General features: G+C 43.4%; 12 protein-coding genes. 6 read left to right on the forward strand and 6 right to left on the reverse strand.

The annotated features are described in order from the left end of the window. Positions 1 to 8 precede the first annotated feature (8 nt). The 4 genes from I2I33_RS15925 to I2I33_RS15940 all read right to left on the reverse strand — a co-directional run bounded on the left by I2I33_RS15925 (position 9) and on the right by I2I33_RS15940 (position 4,147). Positions 9 to 704, reverse strand: coding sequence for a 5'-methylthioadenosine/adenosylhomocysteine nucleosidase (locus tag I2I33_RS15925; RefSeq protein ID WP_087421149.1), 696 nt, complete (start codon positions 702 to 704; stop codon positions 9 to 11). 6 nt (positions 705 to 710) lie between these two features. Then, positions 711 to 1,349, reverse strand: coding sequence for an MBL fold metallo-hydrolase (locus I2I33_RS15930; protein WP_087421148.1), 639 nt, complete (start codon positions 1,347 to 1,349; stop codon positions 711 to 713). Between the two features lie 193 nt (positions 1,350 to 1,542). Next, the gene (locus I2I33_RS15935; RefSeq protein ID WP_087421147.1) at positions 1,543 to 2,439 is read right to left on the reverse strand and encodes a YitT family protein; all 897 of its coding nucleotides are present in this window, start codon (positions 2,437 to 2,439) and stop codon (positions 1,543 to 1,545) included. 4 nt (positions 2,440 to 2,443) lie between these two features. Further along, positions 2,444 to 4,147, reverse strand: a complete 1,704-nt coding sequence (locus I2I33_RS15940) for a glutamine--tRNA ligase/YqeY domain fusion protein (RefSeq protein WP_087421146.1) — start codon at positions 4,145 to 4,147, stop codon at positions 2,444 to 2,446. Between the two features lie 79 nt (positions 4,148 to 4,226). On the opposite strand from I2I33_RS15940, the gene I2I33_RS15945 reads away from it, so the two are divergent. The 3 genes from I2I33_RS15945 (at position 4,227) to I2I33_RS15955 (ending at position 8,574) form a co-directional block, all read left to right on the forward strand. Beyond that, positions 4,227 to 6,203 (forward strand): putative porin, encoded by a 1,977-nt coding sequence (locus tag I2I33_RS15945; protein WP_087421145.1) that lies wholly within the window; start codon positions 4,227 to 4,229, stop codon positions 6,201 to 6,203. 84 nt (positions 6,204 to 6,287) lie between these two features. Continuing rightward, on the forward strand, positions 6,288 to 7,676 hold the full coding sequence (locus I2I33_RS15950) for a transglycosylase SLT domain-containing protein (protein WP_087421144.1): 1,389 nt from the start codon (positions 6,288 to 6,290) through the stop codon (positions 7,674 to 7,676). Between the two features lie 148 nt (positions 7,677 to 7,824). Continuing rightward, entirely contained in the window at positions 7,825 to 8,574 is a 750-nt protein-coding gene (locus I2I33_RS15955) for a hypothetical protein (protein ID WP_087421143.1), read from the forward strand. 114 nt (positions 8,575 to 8,688) lie between these two features. On the opposite strand, the gene hydG is transcribed toward I2I33_RS15955, so the two are convergent. Then, the gene (gene hydG, locus I2I33_RS15960) at positions 8,689 to 10,194 is read right to left on the reverse strand and encodes a [FeFe] hydrogenase H-cluster radical SAM maturase HydG (protein ID WP_087421142.1); all 1,506 of its coding nucleotides are present in this window, start codon (positions 10,192 to 10,194) and stop codon (positions 8,689 to 8,691) included. 222 nt (positions 10,195 to 10,416) lie between these two features. Next, positions 10,417 to 10,866, reverse strand: a complete 450-nt coding sequence (locus tag I2I33_RS15965) for a GatB/YqeY domain-containing protein (protein ID WP_087421141.1) — start codon at positions 10,864 to 10,866, stop codon at positions 10,417 to 10,419. 114 nt (positions 10,867 to 10,980) lie between these two features. Here I2I33_RS15965 and I2I33_RS15970 point away from each other — a divergent pair, with 114 nt between their 5' ends. From I2I33_RS15970 to I2I33_RS15980, 3 genes are all read left to right on the forward strand, one after another. Next, positions 10,981 to 12,312 carry an MATE family efflux transporter gene (locus I2I33_RS15970; RefSeq protein ID WP_087421140.1) on the forward strand — a complete coding sequence of 444 codons (1,332 nt, stop codon included), beginning with the start codon at positions 10,981 to 10,983 and terminating at the stop codon, positions 12,310 to 12,312. A gap of 634 nt (positions 12,313 to 12,946) precedes the next feature. Then, complete coding sequence (locus I2I33_RS15975; protein ID WP_087421139.1) at positions 12,947 to 14,431, forward strand: murein transglycosylase domain-containing protein; 1,485 nt, start codon at positions 12,947 to 12,949, stop codon at positions 14,429 to 14,431. Positions 14,432 to 14,443: 12 nt separating this feature from the next. Then, positions 14,444 to 16,177, forward strand: a complete 1,734-nt coding sequence (locus I2I33_RS15980) for a C25 family cysteine peptidase (RefSeq protein WP_087421138.1) — start codon at positions 14,444 to 14,446, stop codon at positions 16,175 to 16,177. Positions 16,178 to 16,195 lie beyond the last annotated feature (18 nt).

Consider the following 16,195-nt stretch of genomic DNA (forward strand, 5'->3'; position numbering starts at 1 on the left):
TTCAAATTTTATTCTTCTGATAAGGCTTTGATCAACACTTTAATCATTTCAAAAGAACGTTTAGGAGCCTCTTCCCAAAAATTCAAATATTGTTTGTAATGATCTTTTACCCCGGGAGTATCACTGATAATACGATAGCTCAAGAATGGAACCCCACACATATAGCAAACCTGTGCAATGGCACATGATTCCATGTCTACCGCCATTCCTTCCGGAAAACGTTTTTTAATCTCCGTCAACTCCTCTTTATCGGTAATAAACTTATCCCCGCTACATATCAAACCTCCGTAAACATTACCATCATGAGCAACAGATAATGCCAATTTACACAGCTCCTTATCCGAAACGAAACGAGCCGGCAAACCTTGCACCTGACCATATTCATTTCCTTCTCCACACCACACGTCATGATAAACCATATTCTCGCCCACGACAATATCCATCACTTCTGTCAAGGGATCTATCCCCCCCGCAACCCCGGTATTGACAATAATATCCGGCGTGTAACGCTGTATCATTTCCATCGTACCGACAGCAGCACATACCTTTCCAATACCGCTTTTAACCAAGATAACTTCCACGTTCCCGATGCGTCCTTCCGTAAAAAGAAGTCCGCGAACAGGTTCTTCTTTTGTCTGTTCCAATAATGATTTCACCAGTCCGTACTCGGACGTCATGGCCACAATTATTCCGATCCTTCTCATATAACTCTATTGAAAAAATGGATTCATTCTTTTTTCTTCTCCGATCGTCGTGAATCCTCCATGCCCGGGAATGACACGAACATCATCGGGTAATATAAACAATTTTTCCCGGATACCATTCAACAACTGATTCATATCCCCACCCGGCAAATCAGCCCGGCCAATACTTCCCTGGAACAAAACATCCCCCGCAACCAGTAATTTATCCTTTTCACTATAAAAGCAAAGCCCTCCCGGAGAGTGTCCCGGGACATGGATCACCTTCAATTCCGAATGTCCGAACTTCACGATATCCCCATCTTTCAGGTATTCCCCCAAAGCCGGTGGCGGGGTAATTCCTTTCACACCTAACATAGCCGCGTACCTTTCGGCATCCTCTACCCAAAACGAATCCGCCTCATGCGCCCGGGCTGATAGCCCAAACTCATCCAGCATGAAATTATTCCCGAAAATATGATCGATATGCAAATGTGTATTTAACAATGCTACCGGCGTCAACTGATTCTCCACCAAGAAACTCTTCAAACGTTGTCCTTCTTCCTTCGAAAAACAACCGCAATCAATCACCACGGCCTCCCCTGTCTCGTCATACAACACGATCGTGTTCTCTTGCCATGGATTATTTGTAAATACTTTAATTTTCATCTGTCGTGCATTTTAACCCGACAAATATACGAAAAAAAGAAGTGGATCAAAAAGGCTTTTGATCCACTTCTTGTTCATAAGGTTTATAAAGTCGAACCTTCGGTTCCGAAAGTTCATAAAGTCCGAAAGGCTCCCGTCACCTTATGAACTTTATAAACTTTATGAACCTTTAACTCTCTTATAATTTGAATCGTCAGATTTTCAGCGTATCGAATCCCCGACCATAAACCCCCATAACGGTGTTCATCGTCAAGAACGCATCCGGATCTGCCATCTTCGTTACACGCATAATATTTTGCATCTCGCTCTTACGGGCAACCACGATCAACATCTTACGCGCCTCTCCGGTATACCATCCCTGACAATCCACCACGGTAACGCCGCGTCGCAAATCACGGGTAATGGAATTCGCCACATCCTCGTATTTTTGAGAAAATATAAGGAATTGTACCGATTGCATCTGTCCCGTAAATACCAAATCAATCGTGTAGGAGTTAACCCCCATCACCACGTAACCATAGATAATAGTGGCTATTTTTGCCGTGGGATCTATCGCAGTATCCTCCCCGATAAAGTAACTACATCCGATGATAAACACATCGATGTACATGATAATTTTACCCGGACTGATATTCCGGTACTTGTTGATAATCATGGCGACAATATCCGTACCGGCAGTACTTCCCCCGTTCACCAGAGAAATACCGATACCCGCACCACACATGATACCGGAAATCACAGCACACATGAATTTATCTTCCAACAGAGGTTCGTGTATCAGGTTCTGAAACAAACTCAACAGGAAAGAACTCATGAAAATAGCGTAAATGGTCTTAAAACCGAAACGAGGTCCCAGAATCTTGATAGCAATCGCCACCAACAAAAAGTTGATCACGAAATAGCTATACCCGATCGGAATCACCTCTCCGGAAAGGAAATAAATAATTGTTGAAATACCGGTCACTCCACCACCGACCATACGATGCGGAGCCAAAAATGCCGTCACGGCAAACGTGTATATCAACAAACCGAACGTGATCAACAGATACGCCCGGATTTCACTCATCAACTTCTCCTTTGTAACTTTCATCACATTAATTATTTTGTTTTGCCCACGTATCCTTCAAACCAACAGTCCGGTTAAACACCTGCGCTCCCGGCTTGGAATCTTTATCCACGCAGAAATATCCCAGACGTTGGAATTGGAAACGGTCACCTTCTTTCGCCTCCTTCAAACTCGGCTCCAACTTACAGCCCGTCAAAACTTTCAATGAGTTTTCATTCAAGAATTCCTTGAAATCAACATCTTTATGCCCGGCAGGGTCCGGATCTTTAAACAATCGATCGTACAAACGCACTTCCGCCTCGATAGCATCCGGAGCAGACACCCAATGCAAAGTACCTTTCACCTTCCGGTTACTTGCCGATCCTGTACCGCTACGGGTATCCGCATCATACGTACAATGAATTGTCGTGATATTTCCCTCCGCATCCTTCTCCACGCTCTCACACTTCACGATATAAGCCCCTTTCAAGCGAACCTCGTTACCCAAAGTCATCCGGAAAAATTTCTTCGGAGCATCCTCCATGAAATCATCCCGTTCGATATATAGTTCACGAGAGAAAGGAACCATTCTCGTTCCGGCTGTTTCGTCCTCCGGATTATTCTCGATCTCCACGGTCTCAGTCTGTCCTTCCGGGTAATTGTCAATCACCACCCGAACCGGGTCCAACACGGCCATCACGCGGGGAGCGATTTTGTTCAAATGCTCCCGGACACAGAACTCCAATAAAGCCATATCCACCACGATCTCCCGACGGGCAACACCCACCTTTTCCGCAAAATTACGGATAGATTCAGGGGTATATCCGGCACGTCTCAACCCGGTAATCGTCGGCATACGAGGATCATCCCAACCAGCCACAATTCCCTTCTGAACGAGTTCCAGCAAACGACGTTTACTCATCACCGTGTAACTCAAGTTACGACGGGCAAACTCAATCTGCCGGGGACGATACTCCGTGTCAATCAACTGATCCAGAAACCAATTATACAAAGGACGGTGTACCTCGAATTCCAATGTACATATCGAATGTGTAATACCTTCCAGATAATCGCTCTGACCATGCGTGAAATCATACATCGGGTAAATACACCATTTATCCCCGGTTCTGTGATGAGCCACGTGCATGATACGATACATGATCGGGTCACGCATCAACATATTAGAAGATGCCATATCTATTTTTGCTCGCAGAACTTTCTCTCCGGCTTGGAACTCACCGTTTTTCATCCGGCGGAATAAATCCAAATTCTCTTCCGGAGTCCGATCCCGGTAAGGACTATTTACTCCGGGTTCCGTGGGAGTCATACGTTGAGCGCTGATCACTTCTGCCGGCTGATCGTCCACGTAAGCCTTTCCCTCCAGAATCAATTTTTCAGCCCAGTCATATAACTGTTGAAAATAATCAGATGCAAAATGCGGTTCTCCTTCCCATTGGAAACCTAACCATTGAATATCTTGTTGTATGGAATCAATATATTCGACATCCTCTTTTGAAGGATTTGTGTCATCAAAACGCAGGTTACATTTTCCCTGGTATTCGGTTGCCAATCCGAAGTTCAAGCATATAGAGGTTGCATGTCCGATATGCAAGTACCCGTTCGGTTCCGGCGGGAAACGAGTATGTACCCGACCGCCGTTCTTTCCCTCGGCCAACTCCTCTTCAATAATCTGTTCGATGAAGTTTAACGATTTACCTTCACCTTCTTCTTCCACGAGATGATTTTTATCCATACTAAAATTATTATAACATATTCGACGCGAAGGTAATTAATTTATGAGAGTTTTAAAAGTTTCTGTATATTTGCAGGCCATGAAAAATATATTTTATACCATAGTATGCTGTCTGATTTCACTCACGTCGCTAGCCCAGAGTGATTTTGGTTACGAAAACCCCGATGGAAGGGATCCCCGGGAAGAAGGAATGCAACGTGATTCCACGAAAGAACAACGTTACGTTCCGCATCATCGTTTAACTTGGAAATGGGTACACGACGGTGTGTATAAAGAATTTTACCAGATTGACACTCTCCAAGACGGGTTACAAAACACGAACTTGATATTCAAACACAGTGTTTCCAATACATACCTGGGAAACTTCCCGGCACCTTACGTATCAGACATTTACATCCTGCGTCCCCGAGGAGAAGATTTCTTACCGCAAGATCGGCTAAGAGATTATTTCTTTAAACCGGAAGACGCGTTAGATTACAATACTACCACGCCTTTCACGCAATTAAGTTATTTCAACGGCGGGGGCCGGGGAAAAACAGAGGACTGGCTGGACGTGTGGCACATCCAGAACATACGCCCCTATTGGAATGCCGGATTCCGGTATAACCTCATTTCATCGGATGGTGCCTATTCTTATCAAAAATCCAAAACTTACAATTTTTCTTTTTTCAGTTCATACGAAAAAGACCGGATGGCAGTATCCATGTTCATAAACCAGAATATGGCACACATCACCGAGAATGGTGGTATCGAAAACCTAGCCGATATTCGGGATACCTCGCTTGATCCCAAAGTTGTCGGCACACGGCTTGCCATGGAGCCAAAGAACAACCTCATGAATTTCAATTTCAAGGCTCTAGCGCAATACAATATCGGCAATCCCAAAGAAATCATCACGCAAAAAGATAGTGCCACGATAGACACCACGATAACCTATCCCATGAAATTTGCCTTGGCCCTCAAAGCAGAGGATAATCGTTACTCGTTCAAAGAAGAAAGTGTCGAAGAAGGATTTTTCTCTGATACCACCTACATTAGTAAACAGGGAAATTCCGACATGATCAAAAACCGGAAATATGAAATCGATGCCAAATTCATTTTGAATGAACATCCCAAATATAAATATTTACCGGGCGTGTATGCCGGACTTAAATTCAAATACCTGAGTTACGATCAACGGGTCTCGCTGGACACAATTAATAACAGGGGAACCAGCAAATACACCGGGACATACCTGACAGCAGGAACCTTTAACATGGACAGTACCACCATGTTTAATTTCGACATCTGGGGGAGTTTCTGCCTAGCCGGAGATTATTCTGCCGACTATTCACTAGAAGGACAAATTATCCAGTACTTGAATAAAGGAAGAAATTCCTCCGTCACCGTCCATGCCTTGCTGGAAACGCAAACCCCGAATCACTATTATCTCCAATACCAAGGGAACCACAATCAATGGGAGAATAGTTTTGACAAGATACACGCCTACAATTTACGAGGGCATTACACGAATAAACGCCTTCGGACAGAAGTCGGGGTGGCCCTCAACAACACAAAGAACTATATTTATTTCGACACAACCGCTATGCCCCGTCAATATGATGGAGACCTTATGGTATTCACGGCATGGGCAAAACAAATATTCCGACTGGGACATTTCTACTTCGACCAGAAAGTGTATTACCAAGTGACCAACAAGGAAAAGATACTACCATTACCCCAAGTAGCACTTCACTCGCACAATTACTACCAGAACCGCTTTTTTAAACAAGCTTTGGGTTTCCAGATCGGTATCGACTTGTTCTACAACACCTCGTTCTATGCAAATGCGTACGACCCGGCAATCATGCAGTTCTACAACCAAGAAATCGAGAAAACCGGAAACTATCCGAAAATGGATGTATTCGTCACGTTAAATATAAAACGAGCCGACTTATTTGTTAAATACGAACACTTTAACGAGTTCTTTGGTAGCAGGGATTATTTCTCGGCATACACCTATCCAATCAACCCGGCAAAGGTGAAATTCGGTATCCGGTGGAACTTTTTTGACTAACACAAGAAGCTCGCTAACGTGATGAAAACCACAAACTACTTTTACTAATTTGGTAGTTTACAACATTTTCCGTATTTTTGCAGTATGTATATAATAAAAACTATTACGTACACGCTGTTGTTCTTATTTTGTTTCACCTCGTGCAAAACAAAACAAGAAGAACTACCGCTAGTCATACCAGAACCCGGAACGTTGGAAAAAATAGAGCAACGCGGGGTATTAAATGTATGTAGCTATTACAACACGACAGACTACTACGTGTATAAAGGTATTCCCAAAGGATTTCACTACGAATTGGTAAAAGATTTCGCCGATTATCTGGGAGTGAAGCTAAATATCGAAATAAACACGAATATTGACGAAAGTATTCAAAAACTGAATGAAGGCCAATATGACTTGATCGCCATGAGCCTCTCTGTCACGGATTCCCGAAAAGAAGACGTGCAATTCAGCCTCCCCCTATTCACCACCAGCCAAGTACTCGTTCAACACACGTCGGACACGCTTCTCCAATCGGTAGATGACCTCAAGGGTAAAGAAATATTTTTACAGGAAGGCACCTCTTTCACCCGATTCCTGCAACACTTAAACGATTCCTTACAATTAAATCTGAAAATCACCGAACTGGAAGATGTCACGTTCGAAGACATTTTACTAAAAATAGAAAACGGGGAAATTCCCTACACGGTCATCGATAAAAATATTGCCCAGATCGCCTCCCAGTACATGAAACATATTGATTACTCTCTTCAGCTATCCGCCGAGAGCCCTGTGGCTTGGGCCGTCACGAAAAAAGCTACTCTATTGGATGAAGAAATCAATACTTGGCTGGACGCCATTAAAAAGAGCGGAAAACTAAATGTCCTGTATAACCGTTATTACAAAAACAGTTACATCACGTCATTACACAACTCCAAATACTACAAACTGAAAAATGGAGTTATCTCCAGCTTTGACCCAATCATCAAAAAAGAGGCTCGGGCAATCGGTTGGGATTGGCGCCTATTGGCAGCCGTTATCTACCAAGAATCCGGTTTCGACCCGGAAGCCACTTCCCACCTTGGGGCTGTCGGTCTGATGCAAGTTATGCCGGAAACCTCCCTGCAACTCGGATTCGAAGAATACGAAGAACCTAAAGACAACATTCATGTCGGGGCTTACTATCTAAAATACCTGGAAAACAAGTTCAACAAATTCGACCTCGACACGCTGGAACAAATTAAGTTCACTTTGGCAGCCTATAATGCAGGTCTGGGACACGTACTCGATGCCATCCGCTTAGCCGAATCATACGGAAAAAACCCAAAAGTCTGGGATAACAACGTGGATTATTTCATGCTCCATAAATCCCAACCGGAAATATACCGGGATTCTGTTGTCCGTTTCGGTTATTGCGACGGGAAACAAACATTCAACTTCGTCAACAATATTATGGAAAACTATACTCATTATAAAAACACAATAAAAAAATAATTTATAATAAAAAGTTAGCTTGTGGGGAGGAATCACTTCATCGTAAATCATAAATCACAAAATCTCACGGGCGAATATTGATTTACATTAATATTTTTCATACCTTCGCATCAGAGTTTTGATCATTATTTAACTAATTGCTAAGGATATGCCTTACAGAAGATTACCGAATACAGACGCAGCAAGGATAAGGGCATTAGAAACAGCCTTGAATAACGAAGAGTTTTCTAATATCAACAACTTACCGTTTTCATTAAATCTTAGGCAAAAGATTGAATTCTTTTTACCAAGATTCAAAACGGCAATCACGAATTCTCAATGTGCCAGAGATAAACAAAACGTGAACAGCCGGAAATATGCAGAATATACACGAAAAGCAAAATTATACATTTCTCATTTTCTGCAAGTACTGAATTTCACGATAGCCCGGGGAGAATTAAAACCCGTGGCAAGAACTTTTTATGGAATTGATGAAAATGATACTAAACTCCCGTCACTGGTTTCTGATCAGGATTTACTGGAATGGGGAGCAAAAGTGATAACCGGAGAACAAGAACGTACTCGTAATGGCGGGGGAAATCCCGTGTACAGTCCTTCCATCGCTCTGGTGAAAGTGAACTATGAAAACTTCAAACAAGCCTATGCCGCCCAAAAGCAATTCCAGCAGAACTCCGCACGTTGCAGTGCCGAAGTAGCACAATACCGGGGCGAGGCCGACGAATACATTCTAACCTTGTGGAACGAAATCGAGGCTCATTACGCAGACCTCGAAGACGAAGAAATACGCCGCCAAAAATGCGAACATTTCGGCCTGGTCTACGTCTTCCGCAAAGGTGAAAAAGAAGAAATAAAAAGAAAAAAGGAAGCTGAACGCATCACGCTCAAACTCCCTTTTTAATTTTAGATCCTATCGATTAAGTGATTTAATGATTTTCGATGAAGTGATTTTAATCACCCAATCATCGAATCGGCAATCACGGAATCTTTTTCATTCTAAACTTTAAACTCTAAATTACATATACAGATCTCTCTCCCCTCTCGCGATTCTATCATAATAGGAACGGAACGTGGGGAGTAATTTTTTATCTGTAAAGAATGGCATATTTTCAATTTCCTGCAACTCCTGTGCGATCAACTTCTCTCCGATCTCACGAGTCTCCGGAGAAGCGTAGTCATTCAGATATTCCCGGAACGTCAATACTGCATTCAGTTTACAGAATTTACCTTCCACACCTTTCTCCAACAAATTCATGATCTTATCCCCCGTACGACCGCAGCGATACCCTGCCGTACAGAAAGAAGTAATCATCCCGTCATGGGCCAATTCACGGATTACCTCGTCCAAAGAACGCTGATCGCCCAACATAAACTGCACCTTATCCGGGTTCTCCTCTTGTTTCAACTTCTTGGCATAAGCCCCGATCCCCAACTTAGAAGAAGCATCCGTTTGCGTACACCCGTAATGATTGATCAGATCGCGTTTCAGATCCGGATTCTCACGTGCCGTCACGATCAAGCCACTATACGGAATTGCCAGACGCAACACGGAAACCACCCGTTTCATGGCTTCGTCACTCACGATATAAGGAGAATGTTCACTCAAGAATGAACCGGGAGCCGGTTGCATACGCGGGAATGACACGGTATGCGGTCCGATACCGAAATGTTTTTCCAAATCCCATGCATGATGCACCAGACCCATCACGTCGAACTTCCAATCGTACAAACCGAACAAAGCCCCAATAGCCACGTCGTCTACTCCGGCCTCCATAGCCCGGTGCATGGCATAAAGCCGCCAGCGATAATTTCCTTTCACCGTGTTTGCCGGATGCAATTCAGCATATCTTCCCCGGTGGTAAGTTTCCTGAAACACCTGGAACGTACCGATTCCCGCACGCCATAATTTCTTCATGTCGGCAATCTCCATGGGAGCCGCGTTCACGTTTACCCGACGAATATTATTAAAACCATTCCCCGTAGGAGTCGTGCGTTTCACGGAATAAATCGTGGAAATAGAATCCGCAATATAGTCGGCTCCATTTTTAGGATGCTCGCCATACACGGCAATCATTCGCTTATGTCCCTCGTCAATCACGGCAGCCACCTCATCCCGCACCTCATCCATCGTCAGGACATGGCGAACTTCGTCTTTATTCTCCGCACGGAACCCGCAATATTTACAGCTGTTCACGCAAAGATTCGACAAATACAAAGGAGCAAAGAAAACGATACGATTATCATATACTTTTTTCTTCACTTCCAACGCCGCCTCCTGCATTTCATGTAATAATTCCGGGTCCTCCACGTTCAGCAAGGTGGCCGTTTCTGCCGGAGTTAAAATCTTTATATCCAAAGATTTCTGTAAAATATCCCGAACTTGTTGTTTGTCGGGATTTTTATACTTTTCAATATCCGCAAATATCTGTTCCTCGTCAATAAAATCCTTTCCCCCATCCAGATATTTATCGATTTCTGCCTGTTTGATTACGCTGGCAGTCCAATCTTTCACACTACTCATTTTTCACTTAATTACAAGTTCATAAAAGTCCTAAAGTCTACAAAGCTCACCATACACGTTTCCCTCCCCACCGTCACGTGAATATCTTTACGTATATACAAAGATCGTTAATTATTTCATCAATGCTCTCTATTCCTGATATTTATTTTCAATCAGTCCATAAAGAAAATCAATAACCCGATCGTTAAATCCGTAGACTTTCCTGCTAAATCCCTATGAACCTTAGCTTAATAATTCTTTCACAATAGCTGAAATAGCTTTCCCGTCAGCAACCCCGGCCAATTCTTTGGAAGCAACACCCATCACTTTTCCCATCTCCTTAGCGGAAGTCGCCCCAACCTTCTCAATGATCACTTTTAACGCAGTTCTCAATTCTTCCTCGCTCAACTGCTTCGGCAAGAACTCGTTCAGCACCTCAACCTGTGCCATCTCGTGAGCATACAAATCCTCACGTCCTTGATTTTTATATATTTCGGCCGACTCGCGTCCTTGTTTAGCCAACTTCTGGATAATCTTCACGCTTTCACTATCAGCAATTTGCTCCGGAGCCCCGGCAACAGATTTTGCCTCGATAAAAACCTTCTTTATATTTCTTAAAACTTCCAAACGAATGGTATCTTTAGCCTTCATGGCAGCCATGATGCCTTTGCTAACCTGTTCTTCTATTGTCATTGTTTCTGAATTTAAAATTTAAACTCACGAAGTTACTATTTATTCCTCAAATTTCCACTAGCCATTTTTAATTTTCGAAATACTAACGTAATTTTGTATCGTAAAAACACCTACATGAAAACAATCATCACGAACAAAACCATCTGGAACATAGCTTACCCGATCATATTGGGTAGTTTGGCACAAACTCTCATTACCCTTACCGACACGGCATTTTTGGGACGAGTCAGCGAAGTTGCCTTGGGAGCTTCCGCCATGGCCGGAATCTACTATTATGTTTTTTCCACGCTAGCCTGGGGATTTTCTATCGGGATACAAATTATCGTGGCCCGGCGACTCGGCGAAGGTAAACTAAACCGGATCGGGGTTGTTTTCGAACACGGGCTATGTTTCGTGTTTCTCCTGTCCATGACACTCTTTCTTATTCAACGATATTACAGTGATGTACTGCTTGGAGCCTCCATCCAGTCACCCAATATTTACGCGGCAGCCATGGAATACATGTCCTACCGCCATTACGGGATTATATTCGTGTGTTTCAACTTCCTGTTCCGAGCCCTTTACATCGGACTCTCCAACACGAAGATCATCGGTTACTCAACGGCAGCCATGGCCACCATTAACGTGATTTTCAACTATCTACTCATTTTCGGGAAATTCGGTTTTCCGGAATTGGGAGTCGGTGGCGCGGCACTTGCCTCCGTAATGGCAGAGATTTCCGCCTGTCTTATTTTCATTTTCTATACTTTATTAAAACTCCCGATCAAACAATATGCACTTTTCTCGTTCCACAAATTGGAAGGTTGGCTCATGCTCACCGTGCTGAAAACGGCCTTCCCGACCATGTTGCAAAAGCTATTGTCATTTGGAACATGGTACATATTTTTCATGCTCATCGAACACATGGGAGAACGCCCCATCGCGATAACCATTATCGTACGCAGTGTCTATATGCTTATCCTCATCCCGGTATTCGGTTACGGTGCGACTGCAAACACGCTAACCAGCCGCTTGATCGGAGAACAAAGACAGCCGGAAATCATGAGCACCTTACGCCGAATCGTGAAACTCTCCATGCTAAGCGTCCTTCCCGTTCTACTTATATGCTACATATTCCCACATTACGTGCTATCCATCTACTCCAATAGTAGCGAACTGATCGCAGCATCTATTCCGTCTCTTTACGTGGTCGGTCTGGCAGCCCTCAGTTTCTGTTTCGGAATCACGTTCTTCGAGGCCATCTCCGGAACAGGGAACACCACGCATGCACTCATTCTTGAGAGTTTTGTCCTTATTTTCTACACGTTCCAAACGTGGCTATTCACCACGGCCGTTCGTTCCGATGTGGCATTCGTGTGGACTGTAGAAATCACTTATGGCATATTAATCGGTGTCGTTTCGTTACTCTACCTCAAGTACACGAAATGGCAACAAAAGAAAGTTTGAAGATGATACTCTATTTATAAGGGGATAGTCCGCAGATACCAAACAGCAGCTCAAAGGTAACCTTATTGATAGGGTATCAACAAGTCATCAATACCGCAAGTAATCTTTTCAATATATTATATCTATACTTTATGAACCTTATTTAGTATAAGGTTCATATAAGGTTTCTATAAGGTATCTATAAGGTTCATGACGGTATTGATGTGCTATTCATCCATTAATCAACATGAAATCAGAATAGACTTCCTATACAAAACTCACTTACTTTCTCCCCTCATTCATCCCTTGCCCAAACACACAAAATGAAACCATCTTGAAATATATAATTGAGGTTTATAGAACGTTAAAAAACTTCACTATTCACATTAAAAAAGGCTACAGAAAGCCTTTTTAAGAAAGAAAAGATACCTCTATTTAATCCTAAAACAAATAATTAATAATAGTTAAAATAAAATTCAACAACAGGCTCCCAAAGCCGATTTTAACTTATTGAATAACTATATTTTATATGCACACATTAATTAATAAATAATATCATCTATATTAACAAAAATGTTTGTATATTGCAATACTTTTAAACACCTTTTTTTTGATTAAAATTAAGAAATACCAATAGGAATAATTTCATTTAAGCGTGGAACTAAAATTTAAGTATTATTTAAGCACAAAGAAATTTATATTTCTTCTGTGCATCATCATTTTACCGTCTATCAGTCATGCACAATCCGTAGGATCAACAAGTGCAACAGCTGTCGATTCCCTCCGCAGGCAATTCGAAAAGGATGCGACACAAACTGTTGCTGATTTTGAAGAATATAGTAAAAAAGCACTGGAAGAATATGAAAAATACGAGGCACAGGCACGTGCGGACTATTCTCGTTATACTCGCTCCATCAAACAGACCTGGGGTAGTGATACGATCGTAGACAACACCCCGACAAAATGGGTCGAATACAGTAATGACTATCAAAATCGCTCGATTGTTGATTTTGACCAAGGAAAAATCCTCGTGGAAGTCGCCCTTGATGACAACAACACGGTAGATACCAACGCTATAAACACACGTTTGGCTACCGCCATTGAACATTTGCTGAAAAGCCAAGGATCAACCTGCCCTTACCAGTCATCCGTTGACGTCTCAAAGCCTTTAACCAATAATCCCGTACTGGACGGTTTGGTCGATTTTTCCATGTATAAACCCGACAAAACCTTAAGTTCAACGGGGAAAGAGACAACACCCGTTCGTGCTGCCCCTCCCACCCCTACGGTGAAAGGACAAAAATTGACCCTCAACACCAATCAAAAAAAAGAATCATCCGGGGACACGGTTTCCACGGGAACAACTATGGCTCGCCGGGTGCAAGAAGAAGGCAACAAGAATTCCGGCAATCCGCTAGCGGACAAACGGGAAGAAGCCCACAAACGGGCCGAACAAAAAACACAGGGTTGGCAAAATGAAGCTGAAAAGGCCATTTTAGTAAAAACAATAGCCGCACAAAGCCCTAAAAAGATCACGAAAGTGAAAGGAAACGACGGGAAAGTACGTCAAGTGGTTCAAATAGAGATGAATCTTGTTTCCGACAATCTATCAAAAAATGCAACACTTTATAAAGACCTCGTGGCAGAATTTTCACAAGTATTCCAAATCGAGCAACCGCTGATTTTTGCCGTGATGGAACAAGAGTCCCGTTTCAACCCCGAGGCGACGAGTTGGGTACCCGCTTACGGGCTGATGCAACTGGTACCCAAGTCCGGGGGATTGGATGCCTATAATTACGTGTATAAAAACACTTGGGCCCCAACACGGAGTTATCTTTTCGTTCCCCGCAATAATATTGAGCTGGGCACGGCCTATCTTCGTGTTCTCATGAATCAATTTTCCTCTGTCACCGACCCGCATTGTCGCAGGCTTTGTGTCATTGCCAGCTATAATACCGGAGCGGGAAACGTGAGTAGAGCCTTTACCGGGGCTACGAATTTAAACAAAGCAATCCCGTTGATTAATAAATATAATTACGAACAGTTATACAGCCACCTCACGAATCGTTTAAGCACGAGTGAGGCCCGCAATTATGTTTCAGGAGTTAGCAAGCGACGGGAAAAATATCTCAAACCATAAAAAGAAATACCAATGTTTTGTCCAGAGTGTGGTAATCGTATCGAAGATCAGAATATACATTTTTGTCCGGAATGCGGAGCAAGAATAGAACAAGAGAGTAACACCGAAAAAAAGGCACCCGTCAAACCTCACCCTCAAGGTATGAGTATGCACGGATTGATTTTCACGAACTTGGATCTACTAGCCGAAAAGACGGGAACAGACGAGCAAAGTCTGATGGCCATCTTTGATGCATTCATCCGACAGAAACGGGAATACGGCATCTCGTATAAACTCGTCGACGCGGGTAATTACACGTATCGGAAAAGTGGTTTTTGGGGCAACTCGAAAAAAGTACATTTAAAAATAACCAACCCATTATGGGATTACATGGACATTCTGATGGATGCCCATAACGGGGAACAGGCGGCAGGAGACGAAATATCGCAATATCTATTTATTATAGGAGGCAGTGACATTATTCCCATGCCATGCATCCATCACTACATTCCCAACGACAGTAACGATGACAGTATCGACACGGATATGCTTTACGCTTACCCCTATGGGAAGGAGATGATTACCTTGCTCGAGAATCAAGCGGCATTTACTTATGATCAGCTCTTTTTCGTGGGAAGATTACCCCTCGGAGAAGACGCTTCACTCGAAGATTTATGTGGTTATCTGGAGCGCGACATCGATTATTCCAACGGTTTCCCGATGAACGAGGCTTACGGTCAATGTGACCCGCACTGGAAAAAAGTGTCCAGTTACGTGGCAAATGATCTTCTGAACGGGAATTATTTCCGTGATCTGAGCCGTTACCTGTCACCGGATCATTATTATAACCGGTTACTCCTTTCCCCCATGGTCGTGGAAGGGAATCTTCATCAAGTTTTCCACACGAACGCCTCGTTATACTATTTCAATCTTCACGGTGGAGAAGGATTGGAATCACGCGGTTACGCGGGTGTTATGCTCAACAAGGAAGAGTACGGGGCATTACCGGCCATAGAACCGGAACACATGATGACCTGCGAGGAACCCAATATCGTTATCAGCGAAGCCTGTTACGGGGGACGTTTTATCGGACTGGACCAACACCACAGCATGATGCTTGCCTCCCTGTTCACGAACACGCTGGCCTTTGTCGGATCATCACGCGTGGCTTGGGGTGCCGTTGACGACGCCTCTTCTCCCCAATCCGGAGTATCGGTAAGTTACGCCGACATCATCGCCGGTTATTTCATCAGTGCCATCCTACAAGGCTATACCGTGGCTGAAGCATTATTTATTGCCCGCAGTGCCGTGTTGCAAGGAACCGTTCCGGGAGACCCTCATGCCGCACTGACCGTCGTGGAGTTCAACCTTTTCGGTGACCCGATGACCACGATGAACGTTCGTACAAACTTGAAATCCGGAAATAAAGCTACATCCAAAACGACCTTGGTCGATCCGAATACTAAAATAGGATGCACAATCGAGAAAATAAAAACAGAAAAAGAGAACGGCTCTATTCTGGAACAGGTACGGGGTGCTGTAAATGCCAACATCCAACAAATTCATGCCACAATAGGACAACACTTGTACGCGAACTATGGAATCAAACCTCGCCCAGTGGAAGAAGTTTTAAAGATCAAGTACAGCAACGGCCAAGAAGAGATGAAATTCAATTATGACCTGACTTCCGAAAGGCAGATCCCCACTCGGTTTGTTGTCACGACCAGTTCGGATGGGAAAATTAAGAGTGTATATACCACAAGATAATCTACTAAACGTGAAACT

This window comes from Butyricimonas sp. BSD2780061689_150309_C8 (genome assembly GCF_015560935.1).
Lineage (GTDB): Bacteria > Bacteroidota > Bacteroidia > Bacteroidales > Marinifilaceae > Butyricimonas > Butyricimonas paravirosa.

Bases quoted from the DNA above. Each gene is read 5' to 3' on its own strand.
- I2I33_RS15925 (WP_087421149.1), bottom strand. From the start codon at position 704: ATGAGAAGGATCGGAATAATTGTGGCCATGACGTCCGAGTACGGACTG.
- I2I33_RS15930 (WP_087421148.1), bottom strand. From the start codon at position 1,349: ATGAAAATTAAAGTATTTACAAATAATCCATGGCAAGAGAACACGATC.
- I2I33_RS15935 (WP_087421147.1), bottom strand. From the start codon at position 2,439: ATGAAAGTTACAAAGGAGAAGTTGATGAGTGAAATCCGGGCGTATCTG.
- I2I33_RS15940 (WP_087421146.1), bottom strand. From the start codon at position 4,147: ATGGATAAAAATCATCTCGTGGAAGAAGAAGGTGAAGGTAAATCGTTA.
- I2I33_RS15945 (WP_087421145.1), top strand. From the start codon at position 4,227: ATGAAAAATATATTTTATACCATAGTATGCTGTCTGATTTCACTCACG.
- I2I33_RS15950 (WP_087421144.1), top strand. From the start codon at position 6,288: ATGTATATAATAAAAACTATTACGTACACGCTGTTGTTCTTATTTTGT.
- I2I33_RS15955 (WP_087421143.1), top strand. From the start codon at position 7,825: ATGCCTTACAGAAGATTACCGAATACAGACGCAGCAAGGATAAGGGCA.
- hydG (WP_087421142.1), bottom strand. From the start codon at position 10,194: ATGAGTAGTGTGAAAGATTGGACTGCCAGCGTAATCAAACAGGCAGAA.
- I2I33_RS15965 (WP_087421141.1), bottom strand. From the start codon at position 10,866: ATGACAATAGAAGAACAGGTTAGCAAAGGCATCATGGCTGCCATGAAG.
- I2I33_RS15970 (WP_087421140.1), top strand. From the start codon at position 10,981: ATGAAAACAATCATCACGAACAAAACCATCTGGAACATAGCTTACCCG.
- I2I33_RS15980 (WP_087421138.1), top strand. From the start codon at position 14,444: ATGTTTTGTCCAGAGTGTGGTAATCGTATCGAAGATCAGAATATACAT.